13 protein-coding genes are annotated in these 12532 nt (G+C 52.2%); 6 read left to right on the top strand and 7 right to left on the bottom strand.

Going from position 1 to position 12532, the window contains the following annotated elements; all coding sequences use genetic code 11:
- The first annotated feature begins 36 nt into the window (after positions 1 to 36).
- On the top strand, positions 37 to 906 hold the full coding sequence (locus tag E1N14_RS20890) for an AraC family transcriptional regulator (RefSeq protein ID WP_025009217.1): 870 nt from the start codon (positions 37 to 39) through the stop codon (positions 904 to 906).
- On the opposite strand, the gene E1N14_RS22185 is transcribed toward E1N14_RS20890, so the two are convergent.
- Both E1N14_RS22185 and E1N14_RS20880 read right to left on the bottom strand, forming a co-directional pair.
- The gene (locus tag E1N14_RS22185; RefSeq protein WP_025009218.1) at positions 903 to 1445 is read right to left on the bottom strand and encodes a type II secretion system protein; all 543 of its coding nucleotides are present in this window, start codon (positions 1443 to 1445) and stop codon (positions 903 to 905) included. The genes E1N14_RS20890 and E1N14_RS22185 overlap by 4 nt on opposite strands.
- Before the next feature lie 151 nt (positions 1446 to 1596).
- Positions 1597 to 2661 (bottom strand): type I restriction endonuclease, encoded by a 1065-nt coding sequence (locus E1N14_RS20880; protein ID WP_025009219.1) that lies wholly within the window; start codon positions 2659 to 2661, stop codon positions 1597 to 1599.
- Positions 2662 to 2945: 284 nt separating this feature from the next.
- On the opposite strand from E1N14_RS20880, the gene E1N14_RS20875 reads away from it, so the two are divergent.
- The gene (locus E1N14_RS20875) at positions 2946 to 3290 is read left to right on the top strand and encodes a hypothetical protein (protein WP_025009220.1); all 345 of its coding nucleotides are present in this window, start codon (positions 2946 to 2948) and stop codon (positions 3288 to 3290) included.
- An 86-nt stretch (positions 3291 to 3376) separates the two neighbouring features.
- On the opposite strand, the gene E1N14_RS20870 is transcribed toward E1N14_RS20875, so the two are convergent.
- A complete protein-coding gene (locus tag E1N14_RS20870) occupies positions 3377 to 4903 on the bottom strand; it encodes a tetratricopeptide repeat protein (protein WP_025009221.1) in 1527 nt (508 codons plus the stop codon).
- 174 nt (positions 4904 to 5077) lie between these two features.
- Positions 5078 to 7054 (bottom strand): ligand-gated channel protein, encoded by a 1977-nt coding sequence (locus E1N14_RS20865; protein WP_062793346.1) that lies wholly within the window; start codon positions 7052 to 7054, stop codon positions 5078 to 5080.
- Positions 7055 to 7234: 180 nt separating this feature from the next.
- Between E1N14_RS20865 and E1N14_RS20860 the strand changes: the two genes are divergently transcribed.
- Positions 7235 to 8152, top strand: a complete 918-nt coding sequence (locus tag E1N14_RS20860) for a LysR family transcriptional regulator (RefSeq protein ID WP_025009223.1) — start codon at positions 7235 to 7237, stop codon at positions 8150 to 8152.
- A 74-nt stretch (positions 8153 to 8226) separates the two neighbouring features.
- On the opposite strand, the gene E1N14_RS22250 is transcribed toward E1N14_RS20860, so the two are convergent.
- Both E1N14_RS22250 and E1N14_RS20850 read right to left on the bottom strand, forming a co-directional pair.
- Positions 8227 to 8547, bottom strand: coding sequence for an excalibur calcium-binding domain-containing protein (locus tag E1N14_RS22250; RefSeq protein ID WP_025009224.1), 321 nt, complete (start codon positions 8545 to 8547; stop codon positions 8227 to 8229).
- 169 nt (positions 8548 to 8716) lie between these two features.
- Positions 8717 to 8890, bottom strand: a complete 174-nt coding sequence (locus E1N14_RS20850; RefSeq protein WP_156018539.1) for a hypothetical protein — start codon at positions 8888 to 8890, stop codon at positions 8717 to 8719.
- Positions 8891 to 9244: 354 nt separating this feature from the next.
- Between E1N14_RS20850 and E1N14_RS20845 the strand changes: the two genes are divergently transcribed.
- Genes E1N14_RS20845 through E1N14_RS20835 form a run of 3 tightly spaced genes read left to right on the top strand, consistent with a single transcriptional unit; the run spans position 9245 to position 11082 of the window.
- On the top strand, positions 9245 to 10123 hold the full coding sequence (locus E1N14_RS20845) for a patatin-like phospholipase family protein (protein WP_025009225.1): 879 nt from the start codon (positions 9245 to 9247) through the stop codon (positions 10121 to 10123).
- Positions 10124 to 10126: 3 nt separating this feature from the next.
- Positions 10127 to 10657 carry a GNAT family N-acetyltransferase gene (locus E1N14_RS20840; protein ID WP_025009226.1) on the top strand — a complete coding sequence of 177 codons (531 nt, stop codon included), beginning with the start codon at positions 10127 to 10129 and terminating at the stop codon, positions 10655 to 10657.
- The gene (locus tag E1N14_RS20835) at positions 10654 to 11082 is read left to right on the top strand and encodes a GNAT family N-acetyltransferase (protein WP_025009227.1); all 429 of its coding nucleotides are present in this window, start codon (positions 10654 to 10656) and stop codon (positions 11080 to 11082) included. Before E1N14_RS20840 ends, E1N14_RS20835 begins: the two co-directional genes overlap by 4 nt.
- Positions 11083 to 11115: 33 nt before the next feature.
- On the opposite strand, the gene E1N14_RS20830 is transcribed toward E1N14_RS20835, so the two are convergent.
- Positions 11116 to 12282, bottom strand: coding sequence for an MFS transporter (locus E1N14_RS20830; RefSeq protein ID WP_025009228.1), 1167 nt, complete (start codon positions 12280 to 12282; stop codon positions 11116 to 11118).
- Positions 12283 to 12532: the final 250 nt, after the last annotated feature.

Below are 12532 nucleotides of genomic sequence, written 5' to 3'. Positions count from 1 at the left end.
GTGCTAGTATCCAAACCCTGATGATTGGAGAGTGTTATGAGTGATATTGCAGCCTTAATGGCGGTCCTGGCGGTGGATGAAGGGGTGAACAGCACCAGCCTGCCAGGGGTGCATCTGTTTCGCAGTTCGGCCTATGGCAGCCGTGGCCCCATGTGTTATTCCCAAGGGATCATGATAGTCGGCCAGGGGCGTAAACGTGTCTATCTCGAAGATAAGATCTATGACTATGATCCGCAGAACACCTTGGTGATGACAGTGCCTATGCCGGTGGAGTGTGAAACCTTTGCTTCCGAGGAAGAACCGGTATTGGTACTCATGGTGGATATAGATCTGCAGCAACTGAACCAGTTGATCCGCATGATGGATCAACACCACAAGGTGCCCAAGGATCTCGATGATGCCCGTCAGAGCGGCTTCTTTGTTGCCGCCAACAGCGAAGACATGCTCTGCTGTGTCGAGCGTTTGCTGCTGGCTCTGCAGTCGCCGTTGGAAGCCGAGGTCTTGGGTCAGGCCATGGTGCAGGAGTTGCTGTTTCGGGTATTGGCTTCCGACAATGCGGCGCCTTTATATGCGCTGGCACTCAGTCATACCCGTTTATCCCGAGTAGAGAAGGCGCTCAAATATCTGCATCAGAACTATCGTGAAAGTGTGGAGGTAGAGCAGCTGGCCGAGTTGGTCAACATGAGCCCCTCGGCATTTCATCGCTGTTTCAAGGAGGTCACGGCCTCATCGCCCATTCAGTACTTGAAGAAGATCCGCCTCAATAAGGCCAAAGAGTTACTGCAAAGACAGCGCCTCAAGGTGAAGGAAGCGGCACTGGAAGTGGGCTATGAGAGCCCGGCCCAATTCAGCCGGGAGTTCAAGCGTTACTTCGACCAGAGTCCGGGAGAAGCTGCCAGGCTCTAAGGCTGACTCCAGAAGGTTTTGCGAACCGAGACCTCACCCGTATCCGGCTGATACTCCATGATCATTGTCGGTTCATTTTGCTGGATAAAATACACTGAGCGGTAGATGCAGGTATTGGGCGTTTGCTTATAGGTATAGGCCACGTCGACAGTGGTTGTAGGCAGATTGGCATCTTCTACATAGGCTATGCTGAGGTCGGTATCAGTGAGACCATGCCACAACTGTTCGCAGGCGTTGAAAATATGGGTGTCTTTGCCTGCAGTGGCATAGGGCCAGCCGTTGACACTGGAATCAACACTGCCATCACCAAAGCTGGCCAGATTGTCGATGGCGCCCTGATACCCCTTGGCCAGATAGCCACTGTGATAGAGTTTTACCGCAGATTCAAAGGCGGCATACTGGCCCCTGAACACCTGCTCTGTGGCGTCGTCGCGCAGATTGAGGAACTTGGGTGCGGCCACCACTGCCAGGATCCCGAGGATAATAATCACCACTACAAGTTCAATTAGGGTAAAGCCCTGATACTGCTTTGCTTTCATTACATCGCCCGGTTTATAGAATAGAGATATTGCCAACTGAATCGTCGCTAGCGCGGCAGTCTAGCCAAGCCTCTGACGTCTGGCAAGTCGGGGATAATAAGAATAACGGCGAACTCACTTAATGAAGTGGCTCGCCGTTCTATCTTTTGCTTTACTCGTAGAAGGTGATTGTTTGCAGTAAGGCTTCACTATGCAGGAATATATCGTCTACTGAGTCTAACGGATGACGGGTTTCATTCTTCTCATGATCCATTAATCCGAGATATTTCTGTTTGGTATTAAAGTGCAGTCTGCAAATAGGCTTGCGATTATTGTTGTCCAGTAGAACTCCGAAATAGCTTTGCGTATCTCGTCCGGTGATTCTACTAACATCGACTTTTTGTCTAAGAATCGCCTTGATGACATTGTAGCCTTCAACCTCTTCTTCGGTCGTAATTATCCTTGGCTTATTTTCGATTTCGCCATCTGAGCCTGAGACTTCCTCAACGTCATCGGTCGCTCTATCTCCCATTGCAGACTTAAGTCTTTCATTAATACCGTCCTTCATAAACTGTTTGAGAGCTTTGGCCGTGATCTCAGTAAACTGTTGTTTTACCTTTGGAGTTAGCATGCCGTCATAAACCCTGCTGGCAAAAAAGCGTACAAACTCTTCTTCAGGATTTTTGAACTGATCACTGATAATTCTCTTTATGTCACTTAGATATTTAAGTTCTCCTGCGGCATTGACGATAGATTCCATGTCAAATGTCGATTTTGTCAACTTTTTAACTTCCGGCACTATGTGTTCATCAATATTCTCCAGATCCAATACCAAAAAAGGCTTTTCATCCATCTTGTTGGGAGCGTCCAGATCAGTAAAAAAGAGGTACTGAACACCGTTGGTCAATATGGCAATTCTTGCCTTGGTGACTGAAAAATAGCGGAATAATTGGCTAGCATGTTTTATTGATAGCTTTTCGTTATATTTCTTGCACTCAATCAACATCAATACCTCTCCGTCTTTCATTAGCGCATAGTCGACTTTTTCTCCTTTTTTCGTTGGAGTATCGGCAGTGTACTCAGGGAGTACTTCATCTGGGTTGAATACGTCGTACCCCAATACAGAGCTTAGGAAAGGCATTATTAGTGCGTTTTTAGTTGCTTCTTCGGTTTGAAGGCTGGCGGATATTTGGGGGATGCGCTTTGATAGAGCTTGAATTCGTTCAATAAAATCCATTTCATTCACCTGTCATTTATCTAGAAAATGGGTGCTCCCAAGTACCACCATATAAATAGAAGCAGTTTTAAGGTTTTCGGCACTGACCGATAGTTCTCGTTAGCTGATTTAGGGTTTAGCTTAAAGTTCGCACAATATCCAGGTTAAGGTATTGTTTTGTATCAAACTATAGCTTTGTTCACACTCCGGTAACCTAAAGCATGGCAATCTTCGACTAGGCTGGTTGAGCCTGTGGCGGGATGACGGGCTAATATTGATACAGAAACTATCAGGGAGGAAAACAGATGAAATGGATTGGGATCTTGTGTGGCTTGCTGGTGTCACTGCCGGTAGCCGCGGCCGAAGGGGAATACTTCTCTGAGGAGATAGTTCAGCAAGGCACTTTAGCCAATGAAACCCTGCTCAGGGATGCCATGCCGGGAGTGGCTGCCGAAGTGGCTCGTCGCGGCTGCGAGGTGCCGGAGCAGTTTTTTGCCTTTGTGCTGGCGATGCCCAAAGGCAAAGTCGGTGAGCGCTACTGGCATGAACGCTGGATAGTCGAGGGTTGTGAGCGTGAGTACCCGGTGGATATCGAATTTCGTGAAGATGGTGTCAACGCCGCCTACTGGACCATCAAGAATAAAGGCTGAACCGCTGGGTTAGCGGTTCTGGCAATCATCTCAGAAAAGACAGACCCAGGCCTTGGCCGGGGTCTGTCTTTAAGGTTTAACACAGCTCAGGCGGCTTCTGGGTTGTTTTGCGGCAACTGCGCCCGAACCTCTTCGAGACGCTGCTCATACCAGGCGGTTTCGGCCTCGGTAAAGCTTTGCAACAGTTCCTGTTGCTGCAGTACCTGATCACCCAACAAACCGAACTGGTTATGTTCTTCCAGTTCCAGCTGCAGCCATACGGCGGCGTCTACCCTTTGGTCCAGCTCGAGGTAGGTTTCATACAGTTCTTCATAGGCCAGGGTTTCTCCGCCGAAGGCGGCCTTCTCCAGCCAGGGCAGCGCTTGTTGCAGTTCCTGGTATTCTCGCTTATCCGCATACAGCAAAGCCTGGCCCTTGAGGAGATCCAATCTGGCCTGGGCCAGGCTGTCTATGGGGTGCAGCGCCAGATATTCCTGCTTGAGTGCTTCGGCCTGCTGTTTTTCCGATTGGCTCAGACGCGCCGCCAGTGACTCTTTGGCCGCGATATACTCGGCTTCGTCCCCCATGGAAGCAAACTCGAAATGCATCAGTGCCAGCGGCAACTGGCGATTGACGCCCAGCCCTTGTTCATAGAGTTTACCGAGTTGAAAATGGGCACTAAGATCCCAAACCTGTGCCAGGGGTTCAAGTATTGCCTTGGCACGCAGATGATCCTGACTGTCGCGGGAGTGGTCGAGCAGGAAGCCGGCCAACACAGGACCTGCCACGCTATCATCTTCATCGGCCGCGGCCTTTTCCAACCACTCTCTGGCCTTGTGCAGATCTTGAGGTAATTGGTCACCGCGCAGGTAGCGCTGTCCCAGCATCAACTGAAAGTAACTGCTGTCCTGGGCCTGCTCTATCAACAGCTGCTCGGCCTGGCGTTTATCCACCGGGCCACCTAGGCCTTGCAACATCATTTCCGCCAGATGACCGGCGCTGGCCGCTTCACCCAGCTGGTGTGCCTTGGTGAGCCAGAATCTGGCCTGTTGCAAATCGGCTTCCCCTTGCCTGGGCTCCTGCAGCAATATCCCCAGATGAAAGCAGGCTTCGGGATCATCCTTGGCGGCGGCCAACTCGAGCCATTTCATCGCCTTACTGCCGTCCTTATCGAGTATCGGGTTACGGGAATAGACCCGTCCCAGTTGGCTCTGGCTCTCAGTATCACCGGCTTCGGCTCTGGGGAGTAAGTTTTGCTCCAGCAGCTGAATATTGTCACCAAAAGCAGGGTGTTGGCGCAGCTCCAACATCAGGTCATGGAGCTTGGCAAATTCATTGTCCAATGACGAGGCCTTGGCGGCCCAGTGCATCGCCTTGTCGGCATCGTTGGGCACCATCTCCAGCTCGGGACGGGTATAGAACTCATAGAGCATTTGGGCAGCGGCGGGATGATCTTTATTGGCGGCCTGCTCCAGCAGTGCTATGCCTTCATCGACTCTATTTCTGCCAATCAGTCTCAAGCCTTCATTGGCCATGGCATCCGGGTCGCCGCTTTTTACCGCCTGGGCTCGTTGCCACTTTTTCAGGGCGATAAAGAAGGCCACAAACGCGATAATGATCAGTATCAGTTTCATTGTTTTCCTTAACCTTGGGAATTTGGCGCGGACACAGTAAACGCTGTCATGGCGTTTTTTGCAACAGCTATTAAAAGACCGCGGCGGTGCGCGGTCTTTGGAGTGAGAGAGTTGAACGGCGCCAGTATATCCCAGAACTGTTCTGGCTTATAAAAACGGCATAAGGCTTCCTCGTTAGAAACTCCAGGTCATCCCCAGCCAGTAGCGGCGGCCGTCTTCGATATAGCCGTATTCTTCCTGGGTAATCTCTTTGTCCAGTAAATTATAGATACCGGCGCTGAGTTTGAGGTTTTCCATCAGCTGCAGGTTGGCACCTATATCCACCAGAGTGTAAGAGGGGGCCACCAGAGTCGACGAAGAGGGGCCCGTGGTGGGTTGGCTCTCTTCACCCCGGTAGTGCACTCTGGCCCAACTGCCCCAGCGGTCGTTGATTTGCCAGTTCAGGGAGGTTTGCAGCAGGTGCTTGGGCAATTGATTCAATGGACTGCCCTGATAGCGCCCTGTCTTTTGCTCTGAGTCCGTATAGGTGTAGTTGGCCGAAAGCTGGATGTCATCATTGATGTCATAGTTGAAATCCAGCTCGAACCCTTGAGTTACCGCTTCATCCACATTCACGTAAGTGGTGGGATCGGAGCCAAACTGGTTCGGACCGTCGGTACACTGACTCTCGGGGCAGGGTACCCGGGTGATCTTGTCTTCAAACTCGTTATAGAAGACGGTCAGGGCCGTGGTGATATTGTCGCCGAAGCCGGTGTGCAGCCCCAGTTCGTAGTTGATTGAAGTCTCGGGTTTGAGATCCGGGTTACCATACATATTGCCACCGCGGCTGACCTGGCCCCAATCCGGCACAGTTTGTCTCAGGCTTGGGGCTCTGAAGCCGGTGGAAACACCACCTTTGAGGGTTGTGCTGTCGGTCAGATCCCAGACTCCGTAGATACGGGGGCTGAAGTGCTCGCCAAAGTTTTCGTCATCATCCATGCGTAAACCGGCCGTCAGGGCAAAGGTGCCGCTTATGCGCCATTCGTTTTCGGCAAATACCGACCATTGGCGTCTGCTGATGTCACTACGGTCACCTATCTGGTTACCTGTCTTGTCGCTGAGATCCTGGTAGTTGAAGGCGGCCCCAAAGGTGGTGGTATGACTATCACCAAAGCCGGTGACCAGACTGGTCTGGGCATCAGTGTTTTTGATGGTCATCTCTCGGCTTTTGTTTTCGAACTCTTCATATTTGACCCAGGTATTACTCGTGCCTATTTCCCAGCGGCCCGAGTGTGCCAAGGAGTATTTGCGGCTCTCATATTCAGTGGTGGAGGACGCCGGGCAGCCGTAACGACCGCAGGATTCACCTGGAGCGAGCGGGGCGACGGTTTTGCCCAGGGTGCTGTCCAACTCTTGAACGGCATTGCTGACTTCCAAAATGATGTCGTGGTCGTCACTCGGGGTCAGCGAGAAACGGGCACTGAGATTGTTGGCATCTCGACCGCGGTAACCGCCGGTTATCTGGTCTTCTTCACGCTTGGTGTACTGGCCATAAAGTTGTAACCCCAGCCAGTTAGGGATCAGGGCACCGCTGACAAAGAAGTTACCCTGATAAATATTGCCGGATTCGCTGTGTTCCTGAACTGTGCTGTCCAGTCTGAGTTCTCCCTGCCAGTTTTCCGGAACCTTGCGGGTGATGATATTGATCACCCCGCCTATGGCGTCAGAACCATACAGGGATGACATGGGGCCGCGCACCACTTCGATTCTGTCTATTGCCGACAGTGGCGGAGTCCAGGCGCCTTCGACTCCCGGGCCATCGCTATTGGTGCGAGTCTCCCGGGATGACTGGCGCATGCCGTCCACCAGGATCAGAGTGTATTGGCTTCCCATGCCCCTCAGGCTAATGTCACGGCGATCGCTGCCACCGGTAACCACGACACCGGGAACATCCAACATGGCATCGGTAATATCGCGATAGAAACGGCTATCCAGCTGTTCTCGGGTAAGTACGCTGATAGAGGCGGGAGCATCCTTGAGTTGTTGCTCGTAGCCGGAGGCGGTAACTACTATGACTTCCATGTCTTGGGGCGCTTCATCGGCCTGTGCTGCAGGTATGAGGAAGAGTGCGGCAATGGCGCTGGCCAGAGGGCTGATTCGACACAAAGACATCGGCTTTAAACTCCTGAATGCATAATTGCAAATTTGGTAAATGAGAATGATTTTCAATGGCGAGAATTTACGCCGATGATACAATCCTCTCAAGCGCATTTTTCTGGAAACACAGTTAAGGAATGCTTTATGGCGACCGCCGTAACTGAGATGTTTTTGCTGTTGTGATGGGGCTTAAAGATGAATAGGCAGATGGTCAAGGCGATGCTGGTATTTGCCACCACAGTTGAGAAAGGCACTATGAATGCCGCCGCCAGGCAGTTATGCATGAGTACATCTGCCGTTAGCCAGCAGATCTTCAAGCTGGAGCAGCAACTTGGGCTTGGGCTACTAAATCGCAGCACCAGGGCGTTGACACCGACCGAGGCAGGTAAGCTCTTTTACCAGAGCTGTGTACAGATGATAGCTCTTGCCGATGAGACAGAGGTGCAGTTGAGTCGTTTGAAGGACGGTCCGGCCGGTGAATTGCGGATAGCCGCCCCTGTGGGCTTTGGTGGCGGTCTTCTCAGTGAGCCGCTAAGGCGTCTGTTGGAAGCGCATCCCGGCATTCAATTGTCGCTGCAGCTGCAGGATGAGACTGTGGATCTGGTGGGTAGTGGCATAGATCTGGCCATCTGTATCGGGCCTTTGGCCGATTCGGCGCTGGTGGCTCATCATCTGGCCGATTGGCAGATGCTCTTGTGCGTGGCACCGGACTTTCTGCGTAGGCGAGGGAACTCAATGCCCATGCATCCCGGTGAATTGCAGAACTGGGAGCGTCTGTGCCATAAGGGGAGTATGGTGCAGGACAGTATGTTGAGTCATACCGTCAGTGGTGAGCAGCTGTCTTTGGCGCCAGGGCGTCTGGCGGTCAACAATATGCAGAGTCTGATCCGCTTTACCTTGGATGGTTTGGGTTATGCGGCCTTGCCAGAGCCTGAAGTGCGGCAGTTTTTGCAGCAGGGCACTTTATTGCCTCTATTGCCTGACTGGCAACTGCCGCAGTACAGCGTTTACGCTCTGACCGCGGGACGAGAGGCGCAGGCGCCAAAGATCCGCGAAGCCATAGCAACCCTGAGTGCCTGTTTTGCAGAAGATGGTCCACAGGTTGCTGCTTGACTCAGGGTTGTCATTACCAGTGGATTGTCATTGCCAGTTGGGGAAATGGCTACAGGCCAAGACGGATTATTGCTTTACCAGCGGCTGTCGTTTTCACAGGGGCGGCCATCATTGTCGCCATCCATCTTGGTGTTGGGGCAGTAACGGTTGAAGTACTCGGCTTCGGCTCTGGAGGTCATCTGGCTGCAATACTGGCGTCCATCGCAGTGGAAGCCGGCGTCCATCTCTACAGGCTTACTGGCATAGCGCGGGGCGGTTTGAGCCGCTTCGCGGATGCTATTGCTTATGGTGTCTTGGTGAATGTCGGTCAGCTGCTGCGGTTCATTGCCGCTGAGTTTTACCCAACTCAGGTAACAGGCATAACCAAAAATAAAATAAAAAACAAAGCGTTTCATCTTTTTCCCTTAAGTATTTCGGCATCCTTGGCCAAATTGAAGTTGGCTTTGCATCTTTGAGTGGCTAAACCGCCCAAGGTGAAATTTTGCGTCGCTATTGCAGCCTGTTCCGGGGAAAAATTCAACTTAAATTTGACTTGTGTCACCCTATTACCGGGTGCAATGCAGTTTACTCTTCCGCCAAGGCCTGTAGCCTGTGCATTTCATCCTGCACCTGTTGCACATATTGGTCCCAGTAGCCCAACTGTCGAAATTCTTCCAGACAACAGCGATAGAGCTTGAGTTTGTGCTTGTTGGCCAACTGCGGCAGTAAGCAGATTTCTCCTTGATTGCTAGCATCCATTCCTTTTACTCCTGTCAGGCGATACTGCGTGGCTTCCTGCCACTGCAGATAAGTTACTTTTTAATCAGTTGCCTGATGGTGCCGACTCGACTGATATCGGCGGCATTTGGACCCGGCCAAGCAGGGGCAAGCCCTATGCCACCAGGGGTTGCCAAGGGTGAGTTGACAATCAATTTGAATGTTTTTGGCGGATTTCTTAATGAAAAATCAGCATAAGCTTAAGTAATTCAAGGCAAATTTCTTACTGCTAAAGTACGGGTATTTCAAGAGTGGCTTCCCCTGTGGGCCTTGCTTGGCTATGCTGCGCTATTGGCTGTATTGGGGGGAATCATAATGGTCACAGAGTTTTCGCAACTGCAAGGCACGGCTTTGGTGCTGGAGGGCGGTGGCCTGCGCGCCATTTATACCGCCGGGGTGCTGGATGCTTTCCTGGAAGCCGGAGTCATGTTTGATTATCAGGTAGGGGTTTCCGCTGGAGCCATCTACCCGGCTTCGTACCTTTCCAGACAGAAAGGGCGTAACCTGTTAATTCAGCAGCGTTATCTTGCAGATAAGCGCTACATGGGCATGAGGCATCTGCTAAAGACGGGCAATTATGTCAATACTGACTTCACCTATAGACGTATGGCTCACGAGTTGCTGCCGTTCGATTTTGAGACCTTCCTGTCCTCGGGGGCCGAATTCAAAATAGGTGCTTTCAACTGCCTTTCCGGTGAAACCGACTTCTTTGGCATGAGTGATTTTGGTGGCCACGACGAGCTGTTGCAGATACTGATTGCCTCAAGCAGCCTGCCTTTTATCTCCAAACCCGTCGCCATCAATGGGGTGCCTTATCTTGATGGTGGCATTGCGGCTCCTATCCCGCTGCAGCAAGCCAGAGCTGACGGCTATCAAAAACAGCTGGTTATCCTGACCCAGGCCGCGGATTACAGTAAGTCAGCCTTTAAGTTTAAATGGTTGGCACAAAAGGCCTATCGGCGTTACCCCAAGGTTGCCGAGGCTTTGCTGAGGCGCCATCAGGTGTATAACCAGGCACAACAGCAATTACAACAGGCAGTTGCTGAAGGGAGTGCCATGGTGATCCAACCCAAGATGGCGCTGGACTTGTCGAGGCTGGAGCGCGACATCAACAAGGTAGAGGCTGTGTATCATTTAGGGCTGGCCGATGGCCGTGAAGCGCTACCGGCTGTGCAGCAGTTCTGTTGTTTTGGTGAAAAGCAAAGGGCTGGATAGCGAATGGAGCCAATTACAAGCACCAACCTGACACTGCGCCGCTTAAGAGCGTCAGATCTTGCCGCCTTCAGCCGTTATCGGCAGGAGCCGCAGGTGGCTCGTTATCAAAGCTGGGACACCTTCAGTCTCGAACAAGCCAAGACCTTGTATGAAGCCATTCCAAAAGCTTGGGCGCTGAGCGGTCATTGGTATCAACTGGCTATTGAGCTTACCGACGGCACTCTGGCCGGCGATCTGGCCTTGCACTTCATTGATGAGCAGCAAGTGGAGTTGGGATTCAGCCTGGATCCACTCTGGCAGAGGCGGGGTATCGCCAGGGAAGCGGTATTCGCCGTGCTGGATTACCTGTTTCGTGAGCTTGGCAGACACAGGGTGATCGCAATTACCGACACGGAGAATCGCCCTGCCTGGCGCTTGCTTGAGGCCTTGGGCTTTCGCCGCGAAGGGCATTTTATCGACAATATTTTCTTTAAGGGACGCTGGGGCTGTGAGTATCAATATGCCCTGTTGGCAAAGGAGTGGTTATCCAAATGAAACAGCAAGTTGAAGTTCTGGAGCAAACCGCCGCTGTGGAGGACTTTATCCGTTTGCGGCAGATTACCGGACTGAGCCCTAGGCCGAGAGCCGGTGTCGAAAAGGCGCTGCCCAACAGCCTCTATGGTGTGCAACTTGTTTTCGAGGGTGAGTGTATCGCCATGGCCAGGGTAGTGGGGGACGGCGCAATTAATTTTGAAGTGGTGGATGTGGCTGTCGATCCCCGCTGGCAGGGACAAGGCTTGGGGCGTTTGTTGATGCAAAAGGTGATGGACTATCTGAAAGCTCACGCCTTCGAGGGTGCCTATATCACCTTGATGGCCGATGTGCCGCAACTGTACCTCAAATTTGGTTTCAGTTTCAGTTCACCGGCCAGTGAGGGCATGTATCTTGTCTGGCCGCCCAAGGCCGAGTTGAGTGCCTGAGTCCGGCCAAGGATCCTGAGCCTCAGCAGCGGCTCAGGGACGCAGTGCCGGCATCCGGCCACGGGTTGGTCGCACACTGGACAACAGCATATAGATACAAGTTGTGGTCAGACACAAGCCCAGATACATAGGCAGACCCTGCTGTTGCTGGAAGCCGTTGGCCACCAGAGGCCCGATAACTGAACCCACAGAGTAGCTGAGCAGCATAAGTTCGGTTGCCGCCACTATCTTGCTGCTGTCGAGGCTGTCACAGGCCAGCGTAATAGCGATAGGGTAGAGGGCGAAGGCGGCAGCCCCCAGCAGCAACAGGTTGAAGCCCATCACTAAAGTGCTGTGACTCAGCAAAATACCCACAACCCCGGCGGCGCCCAACAAACAGAAAAATGCCATCAAGAGAGTCTTGCTGAATCTGGGAGACAACCAACTGACCAGGGGTTGCACCAACATGGCTCCCAGGATCACTATGGCCATCAGTTTGCCCGTCAGCTGGTGGTCACCTGTCTGCTCGCTGAGAAACACAGGCATCAGGCCATAGATGGGGCCCAATACCAAACCTGCAACCAGACAGCCCATGATGGCAGGGCGACTGACATGCCTGACTTCTTTGAAGCTAATCTTCTGATGCTGTATTTTTTGTGGCTGGCAGCGCTTGGCCAGCAGTGGCGGCAATACGGCCAACACCAGTACTATAGCCACCAAAATATGCGGCATGGCACCATCGACACCCAACTGTCCCACACCCAGTTGTCCCAGGGCGTTACCGCCATAGAGTGAGCCTGTATAGAAGCCCAAACGCTTGGCTCTCTGCTTGGCGGTGTCGGCTATCAACAACCAGGACTCCACCACTACGAAGATGCCGGCCACGGCAATCCCGGCAATGAAGCGCGCCGCCAGCCAAAACTGACCATTAACCACCAAGGGCATGCCAGCCACTGTCGCCGCCAGTAGCAATAGAAACAGGATGAAGGCACCTCTGTGTCCCAGACGTGCCACGACAGGTGAAATACAAGTTGCCCCGAGCAACAGGCCGAAATAGAAAATACTCGCCAGCCAAGCCGCCAGATCTGTCGCTAAGCCAAAACCGTCCAATGCCAGCGGCAGCAGACTCATGTGATAGCCGGAAGCCAGAGCAAACAGGGTCAAACCCGCAACAGGTACCCAGGCACTGTTGTTGTGAGCGGTGGCGTGAGGTTGGGACAACTCAGACTCCAAATAGAAAAACGACCTTTTAAACGGAGATCAGTTTAAAAAGTCTGAATGGTGAAATTTTCCGCGAATATAGGAGTCTGTAGCGCTCGGGTAAAGTGAGTTTATTTTGTTGTCTTGGAAAGAAAATTTCACCAAAGTCTGGATGTTTAATAGTCTGTTTTAACTTTGAATAAATGTAAATAAAAACTCGCTTGAACGGCAATTTTTGCTGAGTTAAAACGGTGTTTTTAGCCGTTTGGCA

Origin of the sequence: Shewanella algae (genome assembly GCF_009183365.2) — a bacterium.
In the GTDB taxonomy this organism is placed as follows: domain Bacteria; phylum Pseudomonadota; class Gammaproteobacteria; order Enterobacterales; family Shewanellaceae; genus Shewanella; species Shewanella algae.
The sequence above is the reverse complement of the archived record's forward strand: the minus strand, read 5'-3'. Positions and strand labels throughout refer to the sequence as shown.